We start from the raw sequence: 24,585 nt of genomic DNA on the forward strand, positions 1-24,585 counted from the left end.
GAAAACTATGTTCTCACCATTATATCAATGTTACGAATAAGTACAAAGTGAAAAGTAGATGATTTATTTTAAGAGCTATTTAAAATCTTGTATGCAGGAGACTGAGTATGTTTCGAGATAATCGTACAAATGAATTAGTTATATTAAAGGAAATTGCAGAAACATTAAATACATCAAATGATACATATCATGTATTGCAAGCTGTCCTAGAGAAATTACTAAGTGTAACAGGTTTAACGACAGGATGGATTTTTCTTGCGGATGAAAATGGGAAGTATACGAAGTTAATTGATTATCAATTACCAGAGGCACTTACATATGAAAATAAACGCCCGATGTGCGAAGGTGAATGTTGGTGTTTACGAGGTTTTGTAGATGGAAAATTAGAGAGAGCCGTTAATATTATTGAATGTAAAAGAATTAATAATGCAATTGAATATAATTGGGGGGATACGGAGGGCATTCTTCATCATGCTACGGTTCCTTTAAAAGCTGGGGGAGAAAAATTTGGGTTGTTAAATGTTGCAAGTCCGGGTAAAACACATTTTTCAGAAGAAGAATTAGTATTACTCCAATCGGTTGCCTTCCAAATTGGTACGGCTTTAAAGCGAACAAAATTATATGGAAATGAAAAGAGAAGAGCACATTATTATGTGAAATTAGAGCGTTTCATTCAAGACTTAAAAACGATTCATAAGTTTAATGTACTACCTGAAAAAGTGGTAAATCACGTAGGTGAAGTATTTCAATGGAATCAAGTAGCGCTTTTTATTAGGGAGGAAAAAGAATTATCTCTGCGAGCGTCTTACGTTCAGGAAGAGTTAAAAGAGGATATAAAAGAGGCGGCCAAGAGGGCGTTAGAACAAGATGAACCAGTTCTAATAAAACATCAAATAGGACATAATGTACATCTAAATCGAGCTGTTATTGCTACACCAATACATATTCAAAACCATATATTTGGTGTTTTATGTGTTAGCCTGAATAATGGAGAGTTTGATGCTAATACAATAGACGTAATTCAAGCATTATCGAACCATGTTTCGTTAATAATAGAGAATTTGAGGTTAAACGAGCAGCGCCGTGAACTTGTGCGAATGGAAGAAAGAAATCGGTTAGCAAGAGATTTACATGATTCTGTTTCGCAAAAATTATTTTCATTAACCTTCATGACAAAAGGCGCCGAGGCAGTTTTAAAAGGTAAAAATGAAAAGGTAGATCAATCTTTGCATGAGATGCGTGAACTTGCGCAAGGAGCTTTGAAAGAAATGAGGACATTAATTTGGCAGCTTCGTCCGGCGGGATTAGAAAAAGGATTATTGCCAGCTCTAAAGCAGTACGGTGAAAATTTGGGACTGAAAATTAGGGAGCAAGTTACGGGTGTTCGTGATTTACCTCGTGTAGTAGAAGAAGCTTTGTGGCGCATAGGCCAAGAAGCACTGAACAATGTAAGTAAGCATGCAGGTATAAAAGAAGCGACGATTTATTTTACAGTGAATGAGAAAAATGTATCATTAGAAATAGTTGATCAAGGAAAGGGATTTGTGGAAAAGAATATAAAAGAAAAGAAATCACTAGGTATGACTACGATGCGTGAAAGAGTAGAATTAGTTGGTGGAACAATTAAAATTGTAAGTAGTAATAAACGAACGAGCGTAAAAGTAAATGTACCATTATGATGTGAAAATGAGGGAAGTTTGTGAAAATAAAAGTATTGTTAGTTGATGATCATACAGTCGTTTTAAAAGGATTAGCATTTTTCTTAAGTACACAGGAAGATTTAGAGTTAGTTGGAGAAGCGAATAATGGGAAAGAAGCGTTAGTGAAAGTAGGAGAAACAACTCCCGATGTTATATTAATGGATTTATACATGCCTGAAATGGATGGTGTTGAGGCGACGGCATATATTAAAAAAGAGTATCCAAATGTGAAAGTAATTGTATTAACTAGCTTTTCTGATCAGGCGCATGTGTTACCTGCATTAAGGGCTGGAGCAAGTGGGTATATTTTAAAAGATGTAGAACCAGATCAGCTTGTTGAGGCTATTCGAAGCGCATATAAAGGTAATATTCAATTACATCCGGATATAGCAAATGCTCTTCTCTCTCAAACATTACCTGTAGAAGAAAAGGAAGAAGAACCTTCTATTCAAGTGGATGTGCTAACAGCGAGAGAAAATGAAGTATTGCAGCTATTAGCGAAAGGGATGAGCAATAAGGAAGTTGCATCTGTTTTAGTTATTACAGAAAAGACGGTTAAGGCGCATGTAAGTAGCATTTTGAGTAAGTTGAATTTATCTGATCGTACGCAAGCGGCATTATATGCAGTGAAAAATGGAATTGTATAAGACGAAAGTCGTAAGACCAAGTTCGCCTTTGGAAGGTGGACTTTTTTTATGGAAAAATACGTCTATGTGAGGACGAAATTGTCATTATATAAAGATAAAATATGTTTGTAAGCAACAAAACAACAATTACAAGGGATACCTTTTTTGAAAGCATATAACAACATAAGAGTGAGTACTAGGAGGAATAAATAATGGCAACAGTTTTATTCGTTAAAGCAAATAACCGTCCAGCGGAACAAGCAGTTAGTGTAAAATTATATGAGGCATTTTTAGCAAACTATAAAGAAGCACACCCAAATGATACAGTAGTAGAACTTGATTTATATAAAGAAGAATTACCATATGTAGGCGTAGATATGATTAATGGTACATTCAAGGTAGGTAAAGGATTTGATTTAACAGAAGAAGAGGCAAAAGCAGTAGCAGTTGCTGATAAGTATTTAAATCAATTCCTAGAAGCTGATAAAGTTGTTTTCGGCTTCCCATTATGGAACTTAACGATTCCAGCAGTATTGCACACATATATTGATTATTTAAACCGTGCTGGTAAAACGTTCAAATATACGCCAGAGGGTCCAGTTGGCCTAATCGGAGATAAGAAGATTGCATTATTAAATGCAAGAGGCGGCGTATATTCAGAAGGTCCAGCAGCTGAGGTAGAAATGGCTGTTAAATATGTAGCAAGTATGATGGGCTTCTTCGGCGCAACAAACATGGAAACAGTAGTTATTGAAGGGCATAACCAATTCCCAGATAAAGCAGAAGAAATCATTGCTGCAGGTCTTGAAGAAGCAGCTAAAGTAGCAAGTAAATTTTAATTAAAAGTATAATCGTCACTCGAAAAAACAGCATTAACATGTAAGCGTTAATGCTGTTTTTTTATATTTTTAGTTCATCAGCAAGTTTTTCTAATGTATTTCGATCTTGTATATAATATGTTCAGCCTTCTTTTCTTAAATAATTTAGTTGGCAAAACTGATTTAATACATATAAAAGATGACGGTAGCTGACATTTAAATATTCCGAGGCCTCGGTATGCTTTTCTATATAACAATTATTTTGCTCTGTTAATAAAATAAAAGCAGCTAATCGATTTTCAAAAGGATAACTATAGTTTTTTGCGTGATTTTCAGTGCGAGTAATTGTCTTTTCTCCAATAAATTTACATAAGTGCTGTAAAAACGTTGCATCTTGTAATAAAAGTTGCTGACAATCTTTAAGAGGAAGTGCCAAACACACACAATCTTCTAGTACTTCAACGGACTTAGTAATATTTTCTACTCCTATTAATCCTAATTCCCCGATAAAAGATGGTGCTTGAATAAAATTAATTAATGAAACCTTCCCGTTTTTATGACTCATATATATTTTTGCTTTCCCAGAAATTAAGTAATAGAGATAAGGGAGAGCATTTCCTTCGCTACATATCATCTCTTTCGTTTGAAAAGAATGCAGCTCTACATATGGCAAGACATGAAATGAAAATAGGGTATGGAATTGATGGATTCGCATGTATTGATAAATTTCTTCCTCATTTTTGCTGATTTTCATATTTTCACCCCCATGTATAGTATGAGATATCTCCTATTATCTTTACAAGAATGAATGATACGATTTATGTAAATTTGTTTTTGTAGAAAAGAGAGTGTGATGAATTTATGAAAAAATATAAAACATTGTTATTTGATGTAGATGATACATTACTAGATTTCCAAAAGGCTGAAAAAGTGGCTTTACGGGTGCTTTTTGAAGAGAAGGGAATCCCTTTAACAGACGAGATAGAGGCTCGTTATAAAAAAATAAATAAAGGTCTTTGGGATGCTTTTGAAAAAGGAGAACTATCACGCAATGAAGTTGTAAATACAAGATTTTCTCTGTTGTTTAAAGAGTATGGAGAAGAAGTAGATGGAATATTATTGGAAAATAATTATCGTAACTACTTAGAAGAAGGAAATCAACTCATGCAAGGTGCGTTTGAATTTATAAATCAAATTCAAGGAGAGTATGAATTGTATATAGTGACAAATGGTGTTTCTAAGACGCAAGATAAGCGTTTGCGTAATGCAGGTTTACATTCATTATTTAAAGATGTTTTTGTTTCGGAAGATACAGGTTTTCAAAAACCGATGAAAGAGTATTTTGATTATGTTTTTGAACGGATTCCTAACTTTGCACCTGAAGCAGGGCTGATTATTGGGGATTCATTAAGCGCTGATATGAAAGGTGGATATGTAGCGGGAATTGATACTTGTTGGTTTAATCCAGAAAGGAAATTAAATGATAGTGGGATTATACCGACATATGAAGTGCATAATTTTGAGGAGTTAGAAGCGTTATTAAAGCAGCATGTGTAATAAAAAAATAGGCAGTGGAGCTTTCATCCCCACTGCCTATTTTTATTAATTTTTATTTTCGTTATGTTTTGGGAGCGGAAAGGCATTCCCGATAGCAGCTGCACCAAGCATGGGCAATAGTAAATTAAGCGGGAAAAACATAAGTAATAGTAATGTTATAGCTATTGGCTTTCGTAACGCATAGCTTGAAATTGCTGTCGTTACGATGGCAACAGATGCTACTGGATCTATAGGAAGAATAGATGCTACAGCGTATCCGATACTTGACCCGGAAAATATAATTGGGAAGATATGTCCACCTCGCCACCCTGTGTTCAAACAAACGGCAGTAATGCACAACTTTAAAATCCCTGAAAGAAGTAGTATCCAAAAAGATAAATGGCTCCATTCAACAACTAATTCTTTTAATTGATGCTCACCTGAAAATAATGTGTACGGAAGAAAAGTTCCCGCAATTCCTAATAAAATACCACCGATAATTCCGAGTGTCAGTTTGTATTCCCTAAAAGGGTGAATTAACTTCTCTAATGTGAATTCTAACTTGAAATAAAAGAAACCAACTATAGCACCGATACTAGCAAGTGGAAGAAATGCGATCCATTCATTGAATGAAAGTGCACCTTCCCCGAAATCAACAATAAAGGATCCACGATTATCGAGTTTACTCAGTAGTAAATAAACAGAAAAACCTGCGAAAGTAGTAGCTAAGTATACAATCGCCTTTTTTCCTTTAGAAAAAGCAGCAATTTGTTCCCCCTCATTTTCATTTGGTGCTAAATAACCGAATAATGGTGCGTTAAAAATGACACTTAAAGTAGCTCCAATTCCGATCTCGGTTAGCTCATTCATACTCTTTAAGGCAAATTTAAAGCGATCCCCTACCCATGTGCACAGTCCGCCTATAATTCCAACTAGTGCGGCTTCTGGACCAAGACTAGCACCGAAAATTAAAACAATAATCGCTGTTAAAGTAGCCTGATGGACAAAGCGATATTCGATTCGACCAGTTTTTTTATATTCAGCCATCACTTCAGGCATAAGGCGTGGGTATGTACCGAAATGTTTTTGTGATAGACCAACAAGGACCCCGCCAATTATTGTTACGCAAAGGGTGTAATAAGAGGGAAAAGAGAGAACTTCAGGCAAGTATCCCCAAATAAAGTGGATTCCAATATTTATTGTGACTAAAAATAACCAGACTGTAGCTCCTACTATAGATCCTAGAAGAATGCCATATAGAGCAAGTATGTACTGCATATCTTTTTTATTTGTCATGTTATACCTCCGTTATGTAAATCTTAGTAGGTAAAAAAGTGAAATATACTAGTGAAAAATGGATTGAATATATATAGTATCTTTTTGAGGAGATGGCCTATTCAACATATAGGTTAACTTTAGGGGAATTTGAATTTATAGGTTAAATTACTTATTTAATTTTATAGACTGATTTGAGGTTTTTAAAGGTCTTTTTTGAAATAGACTAGAATATATTTCTTTTGTTGCTTTATATGAAACTGTTAACATTTATTTTAGAACATTCAGAAAAACCGTTTGACATTAGGAAATTATTGCTATAAAATCAACGGTAATTGCATAGTCTTATCAAGAAAAGGTGGAGGGACAGGCCCGATGAAACCTTGGCAACAGCCGTATAACGGAATTGTGCCAAATCCTGCAGGTAGTAATCCTGAGAGATAAGAAAGAGCCTTTAGAGCGTGTTTTCAAACTGCTCCTTTCTTGTTTTCAGGAAAGGGGCAGTTTTTTATTTTGTATAAAAGAAAGGAGAATGAGAGATGGGAGAATCATGGGGAAAAGGAACAATTTGTGTGCAAGGTGGCTATACGCCAAAAAATGGTGAACCACGTGTTTTACCACTTTATCAAAGTACAACATATAAATACGATACTTCAGATGATTTAGCAGCCCTATTTAACTTAGAGGCAGAAGGATATATTTATACACGTATTGGAAACCCTACTCTAGCCGCATTTGAGCAGAAGTTATCAGATTTAGAAGGCGGTGTAGGAGCTGTTGCAACGGCTTCTGGGCAAGCAGCTATTATGCTCGCAGTTTTAAATATTTGTAGTAGTGGGGATCATTTACTTTGTTCTTCAACGGTTTACGGGGGAACGTTTAATTTATTTGGAGTGAGTTTGCGTAAACTGGGCATTGATGTTACGTTCTTTAATCCAAATTTAACGGCAGATGAAATTACGGCGCTTGCTAATGACAAGACGAAACTTATCTATGCAGAATCGTTAGGAAATCCAGCGATGAATGTTTTAAATTTTAAAGAATTTTCAGCTGCTGCTAAAGAATTAGAGGTACCTTTTATCGTTGATAATACATTAGCAACTCCTTATTTATGCCAGGCGTTTGAACATGGGGCAAATATTATTGTTCATTCTACGACGAAGTATATCGATGGGCATGCGAGCTCCTTAGGCGGTATTGTAATTGACGGTGGAAACTTTGATTGGACAAATGGAAAGTATCCTGAACTTGTTGAACCAGATCCAAGTTATCACGGTGTAAGTTACGTTCAAAACTTTGGTGCAGCAGCGTATATTGTGAAAGCACGTGTTCAGCTATTAAGAGATTATGGAAATTGTATGAGCCCATTCAATGCATATATTAGCAATATTGGCTTAGAAACATTGCATTTACGAATGGAACGTCATAGTGAAAATGCTCTTGCAGTTGCTAAGTGGCTTGCTAATCATGAACGTATTGAATGGGTGAATTATCCGGGCTTAGATAGTAATGAAAATTACTCATTGGCACAACAGTACTTGAAAAAAGGTGCTAGTGGTGTTTTAACTTTCGGTATTAAAGGCGGATTAGAAGCAGCAAAAGAATTTATCGCAAATGTAAAACTAGCAACTCTTGTAACACACGTAGCTGATGCACGAACTTGCGTTATACATCCTGCTAGTACGACGCATAGACAATTAAATGCTGAAGATCAGCGTTTAGCTGGTGTTACATCTGATTTAATTCGTTTATCAGTTGGTATAGAAGATGTTTCTGATATTATTGCAGATTTGGAAGCAGCTCTAGTTGGGGGCAAAACACATGCCGATCATAATTGATAAAGATTTACCGGCTCGCAAAGTGTTACAAAAAGAAAATATTTTTGTAATGACGAAGGAGCGAGCGGAAACACAAGATATACGCGCTTTGAAAATTGCTATATTAAATTTAATGCCAACGAAGCAAGACACAGAGGCACAATTACTTCGCTTAATTGGAAACACACCGTTACAATTAGATGTTCATTTGCTTCATATGGAATCACATCTATCTCGTAATGTAACGCAAGAACATTTAACAAGCTTTTATAAAACGTTTCGTGATATTGAAAATGAAAAGTTTGATGGGCTCATTATTACAGGAGCGCCAGTGGAGACCCTTGCTTTTGAAGAGGTAGATTATTGGGAAGAGCTTAAACATATTATGGAGTATTCAAAAACGAATGTAACATCTACGCTCCATATTTGCTGGGGAGCACAGGCTGGCTTGTACTATCATTATGGTGTTCCAAAGTATCCCCTTAAGGAAAAAATGTTCGGTGTATTTGAACATGAAGTTTGCGAGCAACATGTGAAATTGTTACAAGGATTTGATGAATTGTTTTTTGCTCCGCATTCTCGTCATACAGAAGTACGAGAGAATGATATTAGAGGAGTGAAAGACTTAACATTGTTAGCAAACTCTGAAGAAGCAGGTGTTCACCTTGTTATTGGGCCAGAAGGAAAGCAAGTGTTTGCCCTTGGACATAGCGAATATAGTTGTGAGACGTTAAAACAAGAATACGAACGAGATCGTGACAAGGGATTAAATATTGATGTGCCAAAAAACTATTTTAAACATAATAATCCAGATGAAAAGCCGCTTGTTAGGTGGAGGAGTCATGGTAATTTATTGTTTTCTAATTGGTTGAATTATTACGTGTATCAAGAAACCCCTTATATATTGTAAAGAAGGATTGTGTAACACGTGGCAACGTTTTCCTTGTAAAGATTAACCTTTATTTTTCCGAATGTTCAAAATACATTGTTTTTCAGATTTTTTACTCATATAATTTCATCTAAACACAATTTTTGAGGGGTGGACAGTACTATGAAAGAAATTCAAGTTGGGTTATTAGGTCTTGGGACAGTTGGCAGTGGTGTGGTTCGTATTATTACGGATCATCAAGAACGACTCATACACCAAGTAGGTTGTCCAGTGAAGGTAACGAAAGTATTAGTGCAAAACATTGAGAAAGAGAGAGAGGTAGAGGTACCTTCTACTCTATTAACACAAGATGCAAATGAAATTTTAGATAATCCAAATATTGATGTTGTCATTGAAGTGATGGGTGGCATTGATGATGCAAAATCATATATTTTACAAGCTTTAAAAAGCGGAAAGCATGTTGTAACTGCAAATAAAGACTTAATGGCATTACATGGAGCTGAATTATTAGCGACAGCAAAAGATAATAAGGCTGATTTATTCTATGAGGCGAGTGTGGCAGGGGGAATTCCAATTTTACGCAGTATCGTAGAAGGACTTTCCTCAGATCTTATTACGAAAGTAATGGGAATTGTAAATGGAACGACAAATTTTATTTTGACGAAAATGTCAGACGAAGGGAGAGCATATAACGACGTGTTAAAAGAAGCCCAACAACTTGGATTTGCAGAAGCAGATCCAACATCAGATGTAGAAGGTTTAGATGCAGCAAGAAAAATGACGATTTTAGCTACTCTCGGTTTCTCTACAAATGTAGAGCTTGGAGACGTGAAAGTAAAAGGGATTACCTCTATTACAGAGGAAGATATTGAATATAGTAAGAGCTTAGGTTATACAATTAAATTAATCGGTCTTGCAAAACGAGATGGTGAAAAATTGGAGGTTACAGTTGAACCAACTTTACTTCCAAATACACATCCTCTTGCGGCAGTACAAAATGAATATAACGCTGTGTATGTGTACGGTGAAGCAGTTGGGGAAACGATGTTTTATGGACCAGGCGCAGGAAGTTTACCAACAGCGACAGCTGTTGTTTCGGATTTAGTTGCTGTAATGCAAAATATTAGATTAGGGGTAACAGGAAATAGTGCTGTAGTCCCACAATATCAAAAAGTATTAAAAGAGCCAGACGAAATTGTCGTGAAAAAGTTTTTAAGACTGCATGTAAAAGACGAAATTGGTGTATTTGCAAAAATTACTTCATTGTTCTCTGAGCGCGGAGTTAGCTTTGAGAAAATTATTCAAATGCCGCTTGAAGAGAAAGGAAAGGCTGAAATTGTAATTGTAACGCATCGTGCGTCTCTTGCTGATTATGATTATATTCTACATACGTTGCAAGGGTATGAAGAAATAGATTGTTTGAAAGCGAACTATCGAATTGAAGGGGATGCTAAGTAGTATCTCTTACCATAAAACAGAAAGAGCCTATTAAGCAGCTTGCTTAATAGGCTCTTTTTTATTTAAAATCTGCGTACCAACTTGAATAAATGCTTGGATAATCCAGCCTGTTGTAAAGGATAAGATGATTGTTCCAAAATAGATAGGTCCATCTAATAAAAAGCTTAACGTTAAAAATAAAAAGGCTAATGAAATTTCTGTTCTTCTAAACGTCCATTTTTTCTTCTCAGCAACCGTCAAAACGAAAGCTTCTTGAGGCGCCGCGCAAAGGTTTGTAGAGACGTAAAGACCAATCCCAGCTCCAACGAATAGATTTCCACAAATAAGTGTTATATATTTTGGAAGAGAGCGGATAGCATCCATAATAGTTGTAATGGAACCAATCCAATCAACAAAAAGCGAAATAAGAACCATCGTTACAATGGTACCGATCGTAATTTGTTTTTTATTCCAAAAGAGTACGATAAGAGTAAAAGCAAAATTAATCATGAAAATCCAAAAACCGATACTTATCCCGAAATTTTGATATAGTGCAATAAAGAAGGAATCATAAGGGCTAAGTCCAAAGGAAGTAATTGTCGTCATCATATTAATACCGATGGCGAGAGTGAGTAGACCGCCAATGAAAAATATATATTCTAATTTGAATCGAAGCATAGTTGTATATCCTTTCAAAATGTATTTGCTAGGAAAGGATATATTGTGGAAAGCTTACCAGGTCAAGGGATAATTTTTGTGAGAAGGGGAAAATGAGATGACAAATATAAGAAAGATTGCTGAACTTGCTGGAGTATCTGTTTCAACTGTTTCACGTGTACTAAATAATCATCCGTACGTAAATGAACAGAAACGAAAAGAAATTTTAGCAATTATAGAAGAATTAAATTATACGCAAAATGTGAATGCAATTCATTTAGTGAAAGGAAAAACGAATGTCATTGGCGTTTTATTACCGCACGTAAATGATCAATATTATAGCGCCATTATCGAGGGAATATCAAAGGAAACAGCAAAAAACAATTATAATATGATGCTTTGTCAGACGAATTATAGTGAGGAAAGAGAATTAGAAATTTTGAATATGTTAAAAATGAAAAAGCTTGATGGGGTTATTATATGTTCCAGGGCAAATAGTAAGGAAAAGCTTGAAGAATATACGAAATTTGGTCCGATTGTTATGTGTGAAGAAATAGACTCGAATTTCATTTCGAGTGTGCATATTGATTACTATAAAGTGTTTTCGCGCGGGATGAAGAGCTTAATAGATGCCGGCCATACAAGTATTGGGTATTGCATTGGAAGAAGCAATAGCATTAATAGCCAGAGAAGAAAACAAGCATATGAGGATGCGCTTCAAACGATTGCTGTAACACCGATAGAGGACTGGAAGTTTAAAGGCTGTTTTACGGTGGAGGATGGGCGTAATGTAATTAGGGAATGGGCCCATATGTCAGTAAAACCAACAGCGTTTCTTGTATCTTGCAACCATATTGCAGCGGGAATGGTAACGGAAGCGAAAAAACAAGGGATTCGTATTCCAGAAGATATTACGATTATCGGTTGTGATGATCAAGATGTGGCAGATATTTTAGGCATTACGACGATTTCGTATTGTAGTAAAAATGTTGGTGTGAAGGCATTCGAATTATTATATGAAAAGATTAATGATGAGAAAATAGATGTAAAGCACGTAGAGTTATTGCCAGAATTAGTACATAGGGAAACAACATAATAGATAAGGTGTGAAAATCGCTTTTCAAAATTGCGTTTGGTATAATTATGGACAATCTATGAGGGCTAAAAGGGGTTTTGATATGAGATCAAAAGTAGTAAAAGTAATTCTACTCATTACAATTGCATCTTTCTGTTTATTTGCATATGGCTTTGTTTCAGGTGTAAATGATGTATTAAATCCGAAAGCTTCAAATTTAATTAAAAAGACCGATGTAGTGGCAAAAGAGAAAAAGAAAACGGGAACGTTACAAATCGTTAGTTTAGGTGATTCATTAACGCGTGGCGTTGGTGATAAAGAAGGAATTGGCTATGTTGGGCGAATGAAAGAGGATTTACAAAAAGATTATAAGCAAAAAATTGCATTAACAAATTTAGCAGTTAGTGGTGCAAAAATGCCCGATTTATTAAAACAAATTGAAAGTAATGGCGCTCAATATTCAATTAAGCAAGCAGATGTAATCGTGTTAACGATTGGTGGGAATGATTTGTTCCCAGGCTGGGAATCGCTTGGGAAAATAGATTTAGAGACGTATCGTCCTGACACAGAAACGTTTCAAAATGAAGCAAAGAAAATTATAGAAGAAATTCGTAAATTAAATACAGATAGTCCGATTTTTTGGCTTGGTTTATACAATCCTTTTGAAGATGTAGAAGATTTAAAAGGGTCTTCAAACATTGTTGTGGACTGGAATGCATCTTTAGAGAAGTTAGCGCTAAACGATAAAAATGTATATATTACACCGACATTTGATTTATTCCAAAACCGCGGGAAAGATTTATTATACTCTGATCATTTTCATCCGAACGAAGTAGGTTATACGTATATGGCAGAACGTTTAGTTCAAAATGTTGTAAGTAAATTAAAATTAGAACAAGGAGGGGTAAAATGACGACGATACTTTCCGTACGAGACTTGAAGAAGGTAATTGGAAAGAAGACTCTTGTAGAGAATATTTCCTTTGATGTAAAGCAAGGAGAAGTGTTCGGGTTCTTAGGACCAAATGGTGCTGGAAAGACGACTACCATTCGAATGTTAGTCGGATTGATTAAGGCGACAGAAGGTACGATTTCTATTGGTGGTTATTCGATTAAGGAAAATTTCAGAGAAGCGATGCGTCAAATTGGGAGTATCGTTGAAAACCCAGAGTTGTATACATATTTAACGGGATGGGAAAATTTAAAGCAATTTGCTCGTATGTTAGGTGATATATCAGATGAACGTATTATTGAAATTGCTGAAATGGTTCATTTAGATGAAAGAATTCATGACAAGGTAAAAACGTACTCACTTGGTATGAAACAACGCCTTGGAATTGCGCAGGCGCTCCTTGGGAATCCGAAATTGCTCATATTAGATGAGCCAACGAATGGTTTAGATCCAGCAGGGATTAGAGAACTTAGGGAATTTATACATAAGCTTGTAAAAGAAGAAAATATGAGCGTGTTTATTTCAAGTCACTTGCTAAGTGAAGTGCAAATGATATGCGATCGCGTTGCTATTATTCATAAAGGAAAAATGATAACAGTTGCCAAGGTTGAAGAATTAATTAAAACAGCAAGTGATCGTGTAGAATGGATTGTTACACCAATTTCTAAGGCGAAAGATATGCTAGAAGCGGCCAAAGAAGTAAGGGAAGTGAGTGTAGAAGGCGATCGATTACTATGCCGCATGGATATTGCATCTATAAGTAGTTGGAATAAACACTTTGTCGAAAATGAAATAGATGTACATAGCGTTAAGGAGCTTGTATTTACGCTAGAAGATTTATTTATTGAACTCACAAGGGGTGAGCAGCATGCGTGAATTTGCGAATCTAGTTTTAAATGAATCAGAAAAGATTTACCGCAAGAAACGTATTTTTGTTGTCATGCTTATTTTAGCAATCTTGATCCCGCTTTTTGTGTATGCGCAGTATCGTGAAATAGAAACGACACAAAAAAGACTCGGTACAACTGATTGGAAGGTTTCATTGCAACAGCAAATTGTTGATTCTCAGAACCGGTTGAACAATTCTAGGTTGCCAGAAGAATGGCGTGATTGGTTAAAGGTAAGAGTTGAGCAACAACAATATTATTTAGATCATGATATTAATCCGATGGCACCGGGTGCACCGACTTTTGTCAGAGCATTTATTGAACAAGGAATTACATTATTTATTCCGCTTCTTGTAATGATTGTAGCCATTGATATCGTTTCAGGAGAACGAAGTGATGGGACGATGAAGATGTTACTTACGCGACCAATTCGGTGTTGGAAAATACTCCTTAGTAAATACGTGACGATGTTATTTTTCATTTCGCTCATACTGTTTCTTGTAGGTTTGTTTGCTTACATATTATCAGGGCTTGTATTTGGATACTCGGGATGGAATTTACCTGTTTTAACAGGATTTGTTATTGATAAGGAAACGCTAAATACGAACTTTGTGCATCTTATTCCGCAGTGGCAATACATCTTAATGGCGTATGGACTAGCATGGTTTGTTGCTATCGTTGTCGGAACTATATCATTTATGGTCTCTGTTTTAATTCGTAATACACCAGCTGGTATGGGCGTTATGCTAGCTGCATTAATTGCAGGCGGTATTTTAAGCTCGTTCGCAACATCTTGGGAAGGCGCCAAATATATTTTTAGTGTGAATTTATCATTAACGGATTATTTATCAGGAAAATTACCTGCATTACAAGGTTTATCGATGGGATTTTCTTTGATGAATTTAACTGTTTGGGCAGTTGTTTCTCTTGTTATTTCGTTCGTAGTATTTACAAGACAGGATATGGTGAATTAATTAGACAGGAAGTGACAGTATGGAAAATGTTTTAAAGAATGATTGGGAGCCACTATTGGCACCAGAATTCGAGAAAGAGTATTATCTTACTCTATCCAGTTTTTTGACAGAAGAATACAGCACGCATGTTGTTTATCCGAAGGTAGAAGATATTTTTAACGCTCTTCAGTATACAAGTTATGAAAATACAAAGGTTGTTATTTTAGGACAAGATCCATATCATGGACCGAATCAAGCGCATGGTTTAAGCTTTTCTGTGCAACCTGGTGTTAAAACACCACCGTCATTGTTAAATATGTATAAAGAACTTCGAGATGAATATGGTTATGAAATCCCGAATAACGGTTATTTAGTAAAATGGGCGGAACAAGGAGTATTATTACTAAATACCGTATTAACAGTTCGTCAAGGCGAAGCAAATTCTCATAAGGGAAAAGGATGGGAGCACTTTACAGATCGTGTAATTGAACTGTTGAATGAACGTGAAAAGCCAGTTATTTTCATATTGTGGGGGCGCCATGCGCAGGCGAAGAAGAAGTTAATTACGAATCCGAATCATCATATTATCGAATCTGTACATCCAAGCCCATTATCGGCAAGACGTGGTTTCTTTGGTAGTAAGCCATATTCTAAAGTAAATACGATTTTAGCTAATATGGGCGAAAGAGAAATTGATTGGGAAATTCCAAATTTATAAATAGAAAAGGTAGTTAACAGTCGTTAACTACCTTTTTATTATTATTGTTGCTCGTTCTTTAATTTTGCATCTAGTACAAAAGTGCCAAATGGGATAACTGATGAAACAAATGCTCCAAGTGCCCATAAAATTGATTTACGGTGTACGATTGTTACTTGAATTACTGCAAAGATGAATAGAATAAATAGAACACCATGAGCCATGCCTGTAATTTTAACAGCTGTTGCAAATCCTGCGAAATATTTCAATGGCATTGCTACAAATAATAGTAATAGGAAAGAAATACCCTCAACTAGTCCAATTGCTCTTAATCGTCCGATTGGTGTAGATAACATAAAGTAGCCTCCTTTAACGTATGCTTGTATATAGTAAATTTGTATTCTTTTTCAAAATAAAATAGTCTATTTTGTTTCATTATATACAAAAAGAAAGTTTACACTACGAGAATAGTGCAAAGTTCAAAATATAGTCACAAAAGCATGAGAATTTAAATAAAAACCTATTTGAAGTATTTGACTTCAAATAGGTTTTGTGAATGAAAATATTAAACAAGTACATCCGTTTTTAAAACGAATTTCTCTACAACTTTTGCAACACCATCGTTCATATTTGTATCTGTTACGTAGTTTGCAATTTCTTTAATATCATCAGGTGCATTGCCCATTGCAACGCCAAGACCAGCAAATTCAATCATCGCTTGGTCGTTATAGCTATCGCCCATTGCGATAACTTCTTCACGCTTAATGCCAAGCTTTTGGATCAGTTTGTTTAAGCTCGTTCCTTTTGTAACACCAGCTTCAGTAAATTCTAAGAAGAATGGTTTCGAACGCATCACGCTTAATTGGCCTTCTAGCTGTTTTTGTAGTTTCTTTTCAACTTCAACAAGGCGTTCAGCTTCTTTATTCATTAATACTTTTACTACGGGCTCTTTAACTGCAGCTTTAAAGTCATCTACTACAACAATTGGCATACCAGTAATATCGCCCTCAATTTCAGTATAAGGATTATTTTCTTCCGTTACGATATCATCGCCCATATAAGTATGAATCCATACATCTTCAGTTTGACTAATTTCAAATAGGTTGTGAACGATTTCAGGAGATAGTGTACTACTAAAGATTTCTTCGTTTGTTTTACAGTTAATAATTTTTGCACCATTAAAAGATAAAATGAAACTGCCGTATTCTTCTAAACGAAGTTCTTTCGCTACATTGCGCATACCGAACGTTGGACGTCCAGAAGCAAGTACAACCTTTACGCCTTGCTCTTGTGCAGTCATTAACGCTTCTTTCGTACGAGGTGAAATAGTATGGTCATCACGTAATAAAGTATCATCTAAATCTAAAACAATCATTTTATAAGTCATATAGAAAATTCCTTTCTTTAATTGAAATCAAAATACATGTTCATGAAGAGATTGAGGAATAATAGTAAGACATCAAACCTCTTTGAAAAGAAGTAGATAAATTATTATGAGTGTGTTGCTCATAATATTGGTTAATAATCATTGGGGATGAATAAAACCCCAATGATTAAAGTTTGATTTTATCGTAACAACTCTAAAGGTAGAGTGCAATAATGGAAGTTTTCCAATTTAAGATATTTGTTTTGCTGTGGAACGAGAAAATAGTATTTCTAGCAAGATTGCCATTACAGATCCAAGAACGAGACCATTACTTAAAAACGATGCTAGAAATGGTGGAAGTGTGGAATATGCTCCTGCTGGAACAAACATAACTCCGACTCCTGTAAAGATTGAAAGACCGGCTACTTTAAATAATCGTTCTTTATCCTGGACAGTTTCGTATTCTCGAAAGGCGAGGCCAATCATGCTTGCGAATACAGGATAAATAGCGGCATAACCAACTGCAACAGGGATTGCTGCAAAGAATGAAGTAATCTTTGGAAATATACTAACGACAATAATAAAGCTTGATCCTAATATAAACGGGAGACGTTTATAAATATTAGTCGTTGCAATAAAACCTGCTGATCCAGAAATAGCGACAGGCCCAATAGCTGAAAATAGGCCGCCTAGCAATTGGTTGATTCCTGTTATAATGCCAGCTTGTTTAAAACGATCTGATGCAGCGTTTTCTTCATATTTAGAGACAACCTTTTGTACAACGCGAATACTTGCTAACATATTTGTTAGAAGTAAGAGCGTAACGAAAATGACCGTAATTACCATGTTCCATTCAACACGAGGCATTCCGAAAACAAATAAGGATGGAAAACGGATTATGTCTGTCACTGGTGTTATTGGATTAGATAATCCGAAGCATGCGAATAATATCCAGCCGCATACGATACTGAAAAGAACGGAATATTGTCCAATAATAGGTAGCTTCATGATGAAAAAGGATAGTAAAATAACAATGAGTGAAAGAATAAATACGTTAGGTTGTACTTCTGTATGTTTTCCATCAAGGCCAAACATTCCCTTTAAGAAGGAGCCACTAAGCTGCGCGACAAGAAGAAATAAATACGTTCCAATGACTGTCGGTGTAAAATAGCGAACGAGTTTATCAATAAGTCCAAAAACGCTAAGAATAATACAAATAATACCACTTAATAAGAAAGCATATTGAAGAACTTTAAGTGTCTCATTATTTGATCCAAATAGTACGACACCTAAACTTGCGTAAAGGGAGAAAATTCCCCACCAAAGGCCAGCAGGACCTTCTTGAATAGGAAGTTTATGCCCAAATATAGCTTGCAAGAGACCAGCAAAACCTAGAACAAATAATGTTCTTTGTACAAATGCGATGGCTTCAGCGCCATTAAGACCATAACTAGTTGCGACACTAATTGGTACAATAAGGCTTCCAGCTAAAATAAATAGTGCCCATTGTAAGGCGGAAAGAAATGTCTTCATTATATCAACCTCTTTCATAGATTCCGTATCTAGTATATACGTATTTTATTTCCACTGGCAAAGATTGTAGGTAGAGAAAAGAGTTGAAACACAGTATGAATGCACGTAAGCAATTATGGATAGCAGTTATATGTATGACTTTTGTTGTAATTCTAGGAACGATAGGATTTATGACGATTGAAGAGATTAGTTTGTTTCAAGCATTTTGGATGACAATGATTACTGTATTGACTGTTGGATACGGAGATGCCGTTCCTGTAACGCAAGCGGGGAAAGTATTTGCGCTTCTTATTATTCCTGTTGGCGTAGGTATTGTTACGTATGCAATTGGGGTAGTGGCAGCTATGATTATTGAAGGGAATTTATTTCATGCAGTACGGAGGAAGAAGATGGATAAACAAATAGCGCAGTTGAAAAATCATATTATAGTATGTGGTTGCGGTAGAGTGGGGCTTCAAGTTGTACATGAATTGCAAGAAAAGAATATTCCATTTGTCGTTGTTGATAAAGATGAAAGTATATTGGAGCAGGAAAAGCTTTTATTTGTACATGGAGATGCAACGGAAGATCAAGTATTACATAATGCCGGAATTTTAAAAGCAGCTGGTTTAGTTGCTATTGTTGCAAATGATGCCGAAAATGTATTTATTACATTAACAGCAAGAGGGTTAAACGATACGATTAAAATTGTGGCGAGATCTGAAAAGCCAGAAACTGAAGAGAAATTAAGGCGTGCTGGTGCAAATAAGGTTATTAACCCATCTAGTATGGCGGGTATTCATATCGCAAAAGGTATTGCAAATCCATTAACCGTTCATTATATTGATACAGTGTTGTATGGAGTAGAACAGTCATTTGTCATTGAAGAAATTCTAGTTGGAAAAGATTCAATATTAGTTGGTAAATCGTTACTAGAGAGTAATGTAAGGAATCAGTTTGATGTAACAATATTAGCGATTTCAAGAAATGGTAATATTATACATAATCCGGCAGGACAGGAAAAATTGAAAGAACGTGATATGATAATAGTATTTGGTTCAGTAGAAAAATTGGTACAATTCGAGAAAGAATTACAAAGTACGAGGTGATAAGGAATGCAAATATCTAGCGACAAGATTTTAAATAAAATGGCGAATGAAATTGCGAAGGCAAAAAGTAGTGAAGGACAAAAGTCAAAAGAACATTTATTAGTTGTGCGTGCTTTATGTGACTTATTATTAGATGAACAAGTTGAAACATCTACATATAGAGAACCGAAAATTCAATCGCAAGTAATTGGATCACAACCAGTAACAACTATGCAACCAATTGCACCTGTTTCTGGGGAGCCAGTATATATAAAAGAAAGTGATGCAAACGGTAATTCTTTATTTGATTTTTAGAAGATAAATCGTTTGGCTTATATGCAAAAATTGCTTATGATAAAGGTAAAAAAGGGGAATTAAGATGAAAATTTTCTTTTTACTAGGTTGTATTGCAGCGGGGCTATCTGTTGCGTTAGGGGCCTTTGGAGCACACGGTTTAGAAAATAAAATTTCTGCAAAAATGTTAGAAGTTTGGAAAACAGGCGTTACATATCAAATGTTTCATGCAGGTGGACTATTCGTAGTTGCTTTATTGATGGATAAGGTTCAATCATCACTTTTAACTACTGCTGGTTGGCTAATGGTAGCTGGAATTATTATGTTCTCAGGTAGTTTGTATGCATTAAGTACGACAGGCATTAAGTTCTTTGGTCCAATTACACCTCTTGGTGGTGTAGCGTTTATTGTGGCGTGGATTCTAGTAGGGACTGCAGTTGTAAAAGGATTATAAAAAACAAAAGCTGGCATTTGCCAGCTTTTTTATGGTCTTGGAGCATAAGTTGCTTGTTGACCCGGTAAATACGTAATTCTTTCTGGAAATTCTACATAATCTAAGTAAATCATTAGTAATAAGTAACGCTTTCCGGATTCAGGCTCACTAATGATAATATGATCACGACCAGCTGCCTCGATAATACCTGTATAAGATTGAGTACCAAGAGAACTACCACGCTCATAAGTCATTACAACTGTAGCTTGCTTACCTTTGTTTAGACGAAGGATATTTTCAATATATGATTGTTCTAGAGGTAACATCCCTTGAGAAATTGCATATTGCGCTTGCGCAGCTTGTTGCTGCATTGCTTGTTGTTGCTGTTGCTGTTGCCCAGCGGTCATTTGTTGCGGTTGTACATAAGTTCCAGATGGTTGATAAAAACCTGTTCCATAATAGGGGTTTTGTTGCTGTGTCATTCAAAAATCCCTCCTCATTTTTATTCCTTAATATACGCTAGGGCAGTCTCCAGCAGATGGCTGGAAGAAGCAGTGCTTTTTAAAGCGACCAGAGTTTTGTTGGTTATACCAAGTTGGTGGACATGCCCCTTCAGGTCTAAAGAACCATAAGGCAAAGTTGGCAGGCCAAAAACGTTGCCCTTGAATGGTCCGTCTCGCTAGGGCAATATCTTGTTCACGTGCCCGTTGATAAAAGTATCCTTTTTGCGTTGCTTCAAAACCGCCGGGGTTTTGATAAACCATTTGACGTAAATTACGAATGCTTTTAAAATCTAAACAATTTCCGCGGACACGATTTACCCCAACGTTTCCGACCATTAACATTCCTTGTTGCCCTTCTCCTTCGGCTTCAGCACGCATCAGTCTAGCCAACAACTTTACATCTTCTTCGTTATAAGCAATAACACCCATTATGTGTCACCTCTCTTTTTGGAATACCTTTTGGAAAGAGGTTTATCTCTAGATGAAGTGTGTAACAATTACTAGTTCATACGTATGAGGAAAAGGGCTCAGATATGACAACCAAACGAAGTTTTACATTGAGAGTGGAAAATAAAAAAAGCTAGCGTGAGCCAGCTTTTTTATTAAAAAACTTTAGACCATAAGTTTGAGAAGAAATCACCAATAGAGCGCATTGTTAACACAAACCAATTTGCTTTTTTAACTTCCTCTGTCGTTTTTGCAGTAACTTTCATACTTTTACTACCGTCTAAGAAACCATATTTATCAGTTGATTCTAAAGTAATTGAGCCTACTTTGGCATCTTTCTTAATAGGAGCAACTAAATGTCCATCTTCAGCAAGAGATTTATCTAATTCAGTCCCAATTTTATAAGGTTCTTTGCTACCTTTTTTCGCAATTACTGTTATTTCTTTTTCGGGTGCAACAGTTACTTGGTCTTCTTTCCCTTTTACTACAGAGATTGTATTGTTCTTATTAACTTTTAGTTTTTGTTTTTCAAAGTTATTAAATCCATATTCGATTAATTCACGAGATTCTGTGAAACGTTCATCCATTGATTTTGTTTTAATAATAACCGAGATAAGACGTACATCACCACGTTTAGCAGTAATAGTAAATCCGTATCCAGCTGTATCAGAACTTCCGGTTTTTAAACCATCGGTACCTTCATAAGCGAAAGAAGCTCCTGGTAACATCCAATTCCAGTTTTCCATACGAATTGGTTTTGGGTGATTGTCTGGGAAGTTTCTAAATCTTTGTTTTGTATCCTCTAGCATTTCTGGATACTTTGTAATCATTGCTTTTGAAAGCATACCCATATCACGAGCTGACATAGAGTTTTCTGCATTTGGATCAGTACCCTCAGGATGTTTTCCTTTTAAGTCAGCGTTATTTAAGCCAGTAGCGTTTACAAATTTATATTTCTTTAATCCTAGCTTTTTAGCATGTTCATTTGCAAGATTTAAGAAGTTTTTCTCACTTCCTGCAAGAAGTTCTGCTAAAGCGATACTAGATCCATTTGCTGAGAATATAACAATAGAATGATATAATTCTTTTACAGTATATTGACGTCCTTTTTCGAACGGTACATTAGAGAATTCATTATTACGAGAGACTTCATAAGCGTAATCAGAAATATTTACTTTCGTATCCCATGTGATTTTTCCTTCTTTAATTGCTTCTAAAACAGCGTAAACAACAATTAATTTCGACATACTAGCAATAGCCAGCAATTCATCTGGATTTTGCTCGTGAAGTATTTTTCCAGTATCTGCATCAAATAAAAGTGCAGCGGCTGCCTCAATATGTATTTTTTCTTCCGCATGGGATGTTGTTACTCCTAAGGAAGAAATTGACAATACAAGCAATAGTAAAATAGACAAAATTTTTTTCATATAGATTATCACCTTCGCATCGTTATTTAGCATATAGCTCGTATCATTTTAGCATATCTTTATATATAAAAAGGTTACAATTTTACAATAAATTTGAAAAAATGTCGGTTTTTCTTCAAAAGTGCAGAAAAAAGGAGATTTTTGAGGATAAATATAGAGAAGAATAAAAAAAGGAACGAATTTCGTTCCTTTTCACCATTTATATGTGTAAAAATTTCTCTACTTTTTCGTCTGGTAAAATGTTTCCAACGAAGAATGTTCCAAATTCACCATAACGAGCACTTACTTCATCGAAGCGCATTTCATATATAAGTTTTTTAAATTGAAGAACATCGTCAGCGAATAATGTTACGCCCCATTCGAAATCGTCGAATCCAACAGATCCTGAAATCACTTGGCGTACTTTACCTGCGTATTGACGGCCAATTTTACTATGACTGTACATCATTTTTTTACGCTCTTCCATAGGAAGCATGTACCAGTTGTCATCACCTTGGCGACGCTTATCCATTGGATAGAAGCAAATATGATTTGCTTTCGGCAATTCAGGATATAAGCGAGCTAAAATTTGCGGGTTTTGGTATGGATCCTCATCAGCTGGAAGATAGTTGCTTAATTCAACAACAGATACGTAAGAATATGCAGGAACCATATATTCAGCTAAAGTTGTTTTATTCAATTCTGTCTCAATTTCATTTAACTCTTCCATTGTTGGACGTAAAATCATAAGCATAATATCAGCTTTTTGGCCAACAACTGTATACATTGCGTGACTACCTTTTTTCGCAGTAGCTACTTCGTTCCATTTTTCAACGACATTTAAAAATTCAGACACTGCTTGTCCGCGTTCGTCGCTAGATAATGTTTTCCATGCAGCCCAATCAATAGAACGTAAATCATGTAAACAATACCAGCCATCTAACGTTGTTGTTGCTTCACTCATTCTATTCACCTCAGTTAATGATAGTTTTACACGTTAACTATAGCATATATAGTTTTAAAATCATCTATATAAAACCTTGGCGCATAAAATTGTCACATTTAAGTGTTTAAGCAAGGTGAATTTAACGGCTGAATTTTATGAAAATATAATCATTTTTATTTTATCTATTTTTTGGGAGCTATAAGTTTAAAATATAGAAGAAAAGCAGTATTCTTAAAGATAGAGTTTTTTTAACATATGTAGGAGGGTTTATTCGTGAGCAACTTATTTACAACAGTAAAAGAAAAAGTTCAAGGAAAAGGCATTTCTATCGTACTTCCTGAAGGAACTGATGAAAGAATTTTAGGCGCTGCAGAGCGTTTAGCAAAAGAAGAGTTAGTAAAACCAATCTTAGTTGGTAATAGAGAAGAAATTAGCGCAAAAGCTGCTAGCATGAATTTAACATTAGCAGGCGTTGATATTTACGACCCAGCTACATACGAAGAAATGGATGCGATGGTAGCATCTTTCGTTGAACGCCGTAAAGGTAAAGCAACTGAAGAAGACGCTCGCAAAATCCTTAAAGACGAAAACTACTTCGGTACAATGCTTGTATACATGGGCAAAGCACACGGTCTAGTAAGTGGTGCAGCTCACTCTACAGCTGATACAGTTCGTCCAGCACTTCAAATTATTAAAACAAAACCAGGTGTTACAAAAACTTCTGGCGTATTCATCATGGTACGTGAAGAAGAGAAATATGTATTCGCTGATTGCGCAATTAACATTGCACCAAACAGCCAAGATTTAGCTGAAATCGGTATCGAAAGTGCGAAAACTGCTGAGTTATTCGGCATTGATCCACGCGTTGCTATGTTAAGCTTCTCTACAAAAGGTTCTGCGAAATCTCCAGAAACAGAAAAAGTTGTAGAAGCAACTCGCATTGCAAAAGAAATGGCTCCTGAGTTAACTTTAGATGGAGAATTCCAATTCGATGCTGCATTCGTACCATCTGTAGCTGAGAAAAAAGCTCCAGGTTCTACAATTAAAGGTGATGCTAACGTATTCGTATTCCCAAGCTTAGAAGCTGGTAATATCGGCTACAAAATCGCTCAACGTTTAGGTAACTTCGAAGCAGTAGGACCAATCTTGCAAGGCTTAAACATGCCTGTAAATGACCTATCTCGTGGATGTAACGAAGAAGAAGTGTACAAGTTAGCATTAATTACAGCAGCTCAAGCACTTTAATTCTATAATGAATTGAAATAAAGACCG

The 24,585-nt window shown here is 35.7% G+C and carries 26 protein-coding genes and 1 riboswitch; of the genes, 16 read left to right on the forward strand and 10 right to left on the reverse strand.

From position 1 onward, the window contains the following. Window positions 1–107 precede the first annotated feature (107 nt). The 3 genes from QCI79_RS13850 (at window position 108) to QCI79_RS13860 (ending at window position 3,165) form a co-directional block, all read left to right on the forward strand. The gene (locus tag QCI79_RS13850; RefSeq protein WP_000488136.1) at window positions 108–1,679 is read left to right on the forward strand and encodes a GAF domain-containing sensor histidine kinase; all 1,572 of its coding nucleotides are present in this window, start codon (window positions 108–110) and stop codon (window positions 1,677–1,679) included. Between the two features lie 20 nt (window positions 1,680–1,699). Beyond that, window positions 1,700–2,347 carry a response regulator gene (locus QCI79_RS13855; RefSeq protein WP_000695813.1) on the forward strand — a complete coding sequence of 216 codons (648 nt, stop codon included), beginning with the start codon at window positions 1,700–1,702 and terminating at the stop codon, window positions 2,345–2,347. Window positions 2,348–2,538: 191 nt separating this feature from the next. Beyond that, complete coding sequence (locus tag QCI79_RS13860; RefSeq protein WP_000246735.1) at window positions 2,539–3,165, forward strand: FMN-dependent NADH-azoreductase; 627 nt, start codon at window positions 2,539–2,541, stop codon at window positions 3,163–3,165. 121 nt (window positions 3,166–3,286) lie between these two features. Here the strand turns inward: QCI79_RS13860 and QCI79_RS13865 are convergent, their stop codons facing one another. Then, a complete protein-coding gene (locus QCI79_RS13865; protein WP_021727852.1) occupies window positions 3,287–3,898 on the reverse strand; it encodes a transcriptional regulator YeiL in 612 nt (203 codons plus the stop codon). Window positions 3,899–4,005: 107 nt separating this feature from the next. On the opposite strand from QCI79_RS13865, the gene QCI79_RS13870 reads away from it, so the two are divergent. Next, window positions 4,006–4,701 (forward strand): YjjG family noncanonical pyrimidine nucleotidase, encoded by a 696-nt coding sequence (locus QCI79_RS13870; RefSeq protein ID WP_000760192.1) that lies wholly within the window; start codon window positions 4,006–4,008, stop codon window positions 4,699–4,701. A 45-nt stretch (window positions 4,702–4,746) separates the two neighbouring features. Here QCI79_RS13870 and QCI79_RS13875 read toward each other — a convergent pair whose 3' ends face one another. Then, window positions 4,747–5,976, reverse strand: a complete 1,230-nt coding sequence (locus tag QCI79_RS13875; protein ID WP_000182468.1) for a chloride channel protein — start codon at window positions 5,974–5,976, stop codon at window positions 4,747–4,749. 321 nt (window positions 5,977–6,297) lie between these two features. Further along, window positions 6,298–6,402, forward strand: a riboswitch (SAM riboswitch). 92 nt (window positions 6,403–6,494) lie between these two features. On the opposite strand from QCI79_RS13875, the gene QCI79_RS13880 reads away from it, so the two are divergent. The 3 genes from QCI79_RS13880 to QCI79_RS13890 all read left to right on the forward strand — a co-directional run bounded on the left by QCI79_RS13880 (window position 6,495) and on the right by QCI79_RS13890 (window position 10,119). Beyond that, window positions 6,495–7,793 (forward strand): bifunctional O-acetylhomoserine aminocarboxypropyltransferase/cysteine synthase, encoded by a 1,299-nt coding sequence (locus QCI79_RS13880; RefSeq protein WP_000504780.1) that lies wholly within the window; start codon window positions 6,495–6,497, stop codon window positions 7,791–7,793. Continuing rightward, window positions 7,777–8,682, forward strand: a complete 906-nt coding sequence (gene metA, locus QCI79_RS13885) for a homoserine O-acetyltransferase MetA (RefSeq protein WP_001121537.1) — start codon at window positions 7,777–7,779, stop codon at window positions 8,680–8,682. The genes QCI79_RS13880 and metA overlap by 17 nt, the downstream gene beginning before the upstream one ends. Window positions 8,683–8,823: 141 nt before the next feature. Next, entirely contained in the window at window positions 8,824–10,119 is a 1,296-nt protein-coding gene (locus QCI79_RS13890; RefSeq protein ID WP_000659109.1) for a homoserine dehydrogenase, read from the forward strand. A gap of 30 nt (window positions 10,120–10,149) precedes the next feature. Here the strand turns inward: QCI79_RS13890 and QCI79_RS13895 are convergent, their stop codons facing one another. Next, on the reverse strand, window positions 10,150–10,776 hold the full coding sequence (locus QCI79_RS13895; protein WP_000943428.1) for a YczE/YyaS/YitT family protein: 627 nt from the start codon (window positions 10,774–10,776) through the stop codon (window positions 10,150–10,152). Window positions 10,777–10,873: 97 nt separating this feature from the next. On the opposite strand from QCI79_RS13895, the gene QCI79_RS13900 reads away from it, so the two are divergent. The 5 genes from QCI79_RS13900 to QCI79_RS13920 are packed head-to-tail and all read left to right on the forward strand — an operon-like array spanning window position 10,874 to window position 15,339. Next, complete coding sequence (locus QCI79_RS13900; protein WP_000181970.1) at window positions 10,874–11,851, forward strand: LacI family DNA-binding transcriptional regulator; 978 nt, start codon at window positions 10,874–10,876, stop codon at window positions 11,849–11,851. Between the two features lie 10 nt (window positions 11,852–11,861). Beyond that, complete coding sequence (locus tag QCI79_RS13905; protein WP_113623472.1) at window positions 11,862–12,743, forward strand: SGNH/GDSL hydrolase family protein; 882 nt, start codon at window positions 11,862–11,864, stop codon at window positions 12,741–12,743. Continuing rightward, window positions 12,740–13,657 (forward strand): ABC transporter ATP-binding protein, encoded by a 918-nt coding sequence (locus QCI79_RS13910; protein WP_000207721.1) that lies wholly within the window; start codon window positions 12,740–12,742, stop codon window positions 13,655–13,657. Before QCI79_RS13905 ends, QCI79_RS13910 begins: the two co-directional genes overlap by 4 nt. Next, on the forward strand, window positions 13,650–14,642 hold the full coding sequence (locus tag QCI79_RS13915) for an ABC transporter permease subunit (protein WP_021727853.1): 993 nt from the start codon (window positions 13,650–13,652) through the stop codon (window positions 14,640–14,642). Before QCI79_RS13910 ends, QCI79_RS13915 begins: the two co-directional genes overlap by 8 nt. Window positions 14,643–14,661: 19 nt before the next feature. Beyond that, a complete protein-coding gene (locus QCI79_RS13920; RefSeq protein WP_000432520.1) occupies window positions 14,662–15,339 on the forward strand; it encodes a uracil-DNA glycosylase in 678 nt (225 codons plus the stop codon). 41 nt (window positions 15,340–15,380) lie between these two features. Here QCI79_RS13920 and QCI79_RS13925 read toward each other — a convergent pair whose 3' ends face one another. The 3 genes from QCI79_RS13925 to QCI79_RS13935 all read right to left on the reverse strand — a co-directional run bounded on the left by QCI79_RS13925 (window position 15,381) and on the right by QCI79_RS13935 (window position 18,217). Beyond that, window positions 15,381–15,674, reverse strand: a complete 294-nt coding sequence (locus QCI79_RS13925) for a DUF3817 domain-containing protein (RefSeq protein WP_000953396.1) — start codon at window positions 15,672–15,674, stop codon at window positions 15,381–15,383. 209 nt (window positions 15,675–15,883) lie between these two features. Beyond that, window positions 15,884–16,705 carry a Cof-type HAD-IIB family hydrolase gene (locus QCI79_RS13930; RefSeq protein ID WP_000221395.1) on the reverse strand — a complete coding sequence of 274 codons (822 nt, stop codon included), beginning with the start codon at window positions 16,703–16,705 and terminating at the stop codon, window positions 15,884–15,886. A gap of 228 nt (window positions 16,706–16,933) precedes the next feature. Beyond that, window positions 16,934–18,217, reverse strand: a complete 1,284-nt coding sequence (locus QCI79_RS13935; protein WP_000847044.1) for a purine/pyrimidine permease — start codon at window positions 18,215–18,217, stop codon at window positions 16,934–16,936. A gap of 95 nt (window positions 18,218–18,312) precedes the next feature. Between QCI79_RS13935 and QCI79_RS13940 the strand changes: the two genes are divergently transcribed. From QCI79_RS13940 to QCI79_RS13950, 3 genes are all read left to right on the forward strand, one after another. After that, a complete protein-coding gene (locus QCI79_RS13940) occupies window positions 18,313–19,305 on the forward strand; it encodes a potassium channel family protein (RefSeq protein ID WP_000993983.1) in 993 nt (330 codons plus the stop codon). Window positions 19,306–19,311: 6 nt separating this feature from the next. Further along, window positions 19,312–19,599 (forward strand): YwdI family protein, encoded by a 288-nt coding sequence (locus QCI79_RS13945; RefSeq protein ID WP_001167349.1) that lies wholly within the window; start codon window positions 19,312–19,314, stop codon window positions 19,597–19,599. A gap of 64 nt (window positions 19,600–19,663) precedes the next feature. Next, window positions 19,664–20,032, forward strand: a complete 369-nt coding sequence (locus tag QCI79_RS13950; RefSeq protein WP_000688315.1) for a DUF423 domain-containing protein — start codon at window positions 19,664–19,666, stop codon at window positions 20,030–20,032. 29 nt (window positions 20,033–20,061) lie between these two features. On the opposite strand, the gene gerQ is transcribed toward QCI79_RS13950, so the two are convergent. The 4 genes from gerQ to hemQ all read right to left on the reverse strand — a co-directional run bounded on the left by gerQ (window position 20,062) and on the right by hemQ (window position 23,331). Then, window positions 20,062–20,493 carry a spore coat protein GerQ gene (gene gerQ / locus QCI79_RS13955; RefSeq protein WP_000193969.1) on the reverse strand — a complete coding sequence of 144 codons (432 nt, stop codon included), beginning with the start codon at window positions 20,491–20,493 and terminating at the stop codon, window positions 20,062–20,064. 27 nt (window positions 20,494–20,520) lie between these two features. After that, the gene (gene cwlJ, locus QCI79_RS13960; protein WP_000538167.1) at window positions 20,521–20,943 is read right to left on the reverse strand and encodes a cell wall hydrolase CwlJ; all 423 of its coding nucleotides are present in this window, start codon (window positions 20,941–20,943) and stop codon (window positions 20,521–20,523) included. A 173-nt stretch (window positions 20,944–21,116) separates the two neighbouring features. After that, complete coding sequence (locus QCI79_RS13965; RefSeq protein ID WP_021727854.1) at window positions 21,117–22,388, reverse strand: serine hydrolase; 1,272 nt, start codon at window positions 22,386–22,388, stop codon at window positions 21,117–21,119. A gap of 199 nt (window positions 22,389–22,587) precedes the next feature. Then, a complete protein-coding gene (gene hemQ, locus QCI79_RS13970; protein WP_001287595.1) occupies window positions 22,588–23,331 on the reverse strand; it encodes a hydrogen peroxide-dependent heme synthase in 744 nt (247 codons plus the stop codon). Window positions 23,332–23,586: 255 nt separating this feature from the next. On the opposite strand from hemQ, the gene pta reads away from it, so the two are divergent. After that, window positions 23,587–24,558 carry a phosphate acetyltransferase gene (gene pta, locus QCI79_RS13975; RefSeq protein WP_000067225.1) on the forward strand — a complete coding sequence of 324 codons (972 nt, stop codon included), beginning with the start codon at window positions 23,587–23,589 and terminating at the stop codon, window positions 24,556–24,558. Window positions 24,559–24,585 lie beyond the last annotated feature (27 nt).

The sequence above is a fragment of the Bacillus cereus group sp. MG1 genome (genome assembly GCF_040460035.1).
Classification (GTDB): domain Bacteria; phylum Bacillota; class Bacilli; order Bacillales; family Bacillaceae_G; genus Bacillus_A; species Bacillus_A cereus.

Bases quoted from the DNA above. Each gene is read 5' to 3' on its own strand.
- QCI79_RS13880 (WP_000504780.1), top strand. From the start codon at position 6,495: ATGGGAGAATCATGGGGAAAAGGAACAATTTGTGTGCAAGGTGGCTAT.
- QCI79_RS13965 (WP_021727854.1), bottom strand. From the start codon at position 22,388: ATGAAAAAAATTTTGTCTATTTTACTATTGCTTGTATTGTCAATTTCT.
- QCI79_RS13860 (WP_000246735.1), top strand. From the start codon at position 2,539: ATGGCAACAGTTTTATTCGTTAAAGCAAATAACCGTCCAGCGGAACAA.
- QCI79_RS13890 (WP_000659109.1), top strand. From the start codon at position 8,824: ATGAAAGAAATTCAAGTTGGGTTATTAGGTCTTGGGACAGTTGGCAGT.
- QCI79_RS13935 (WP_000847044.1), bottom strand. From the start codon at position 18,217: ATGAAGACATTTCTTTCCGCCTTACAATGGGCACTATTTATTTTAGCT.
- cwlJ (WP_000538167.1), bottom strand. From the start codon at position 20,943: ATGGGTGTTATTGCTTATAACGAAGAAGATGTAAAGTTGTTGGCTAGA.
- QCI79_RS13850 (WP_000488136.1), top strand. From the start codon at position 108: ATGTTTCGAGATAATCGTACAAATGAATTAGTTATATTAAAGGAAATT.
- QCI79_RS13950 (WP_000688315.1), top strand. From the start codon at position 19,664: ATGAAAATTTTCTTTTTACTAGGTTGTATTGCAGCGGGGCTATCTGTT.
- QCI79_RS13945 (WP_001167349.1), top strand. From the start codon at position 19,312: ATGCAAATATCTAGCGACAAGATTTTAAATAAAATGGCGAATGAAATT.
- hemQ (WP_001287595.1), bottom strand. From the start codon at position 23,331: ATGAGTGAAGCAACAACAACGTTAGATGGCTGGTATTGTTTACATGAT.
- metA (WP_001121537.1), top strand. From the start codon at position 7,777: ATGCCGATCATAATTGATAAAGATTTACCGGCTCGCAAAGTGTTACAA.
- QCI79_RS13875 (WP_000182468.1), bottom strand. From the start codon at position 5,976: ATGACAAATAAAAAAGATATGCAGTACATACTTGCTCTATATGGCATT.
- QCI79_RS13925 (WP_000953396.1), bottom strand. From the start codon at position 15,674: ATGTTATCTACACCAATCGGACGATTAAGAGCAATTGGACTAGTTGAG.
- QCI79_RS13915 (WP_021727853.1), top strand. From the start codon at position 13,650: ATGCGTGAATTTGCGAATCTAGTTTTAAATGAATCAGAAAAGATTTAC.
- QCI79_RS13900 (WP_000181970.1), top strand. From the start codon at position 10,874: ATGACAAATATAAGAAAGATTGCTGAACTTGCTGGAGTATCTGTTTCA.
- gerQ (WP_000193969.1), bottom strand. From the start codon at position 20,493: ATGACACAGCAACAAAACCCCTATTATGGAACAGGTTTTTATCAACCA.
- QCI79_RS13870 (WP_000760192.1), top strand. From the start codon at position 4,006: ATGAAAAAATATAAAACATTGTTATTTGATGTAGATGATACATTACTA.
- QCI79_RS13920 (WP_000432520.1), top strand. From the start codon at position 14,662: ATGGAAAATGTTTTAAAGAATGATTGGGAGCCACTATTGGCACCAGAA.
- QCI79_RS13910 (WP_000207721.1), top strand. From the start codon at position 12,740: ATGACGACGATACTTTCCGTACGAGACTTGAAGAAGGTAATTGGAAAG.
- QCI79_RS13940 (WP_000993983.1), top strand. From the start codon at position 18,313: ATGAATGCACGTAAGCAATTATGGATAGCAGTTATATGTATGACTTTT.
- QCI79_RS13930 (WP_000221395.1), bottom strand. From the start codon at position 16,705: ATGACTTATAAAATGATTGTTTTAGATTTAGATGATACTTTATTACGT.
- QCI79_RS13895 (WP_000943428.1), bottom strand. From the start codon at position 10,776: ATGCTTCGATTCAAATTAGAATATATATTTTTCATTGGCGGTCTACTC.
- QCI79_RS13865 (WP_021727852.1), bottom strand. From the start codon at position 3,898: ATGAAAATCAGCAAAAATGAGGAAGAAATTTATCAATACATGCGAATC.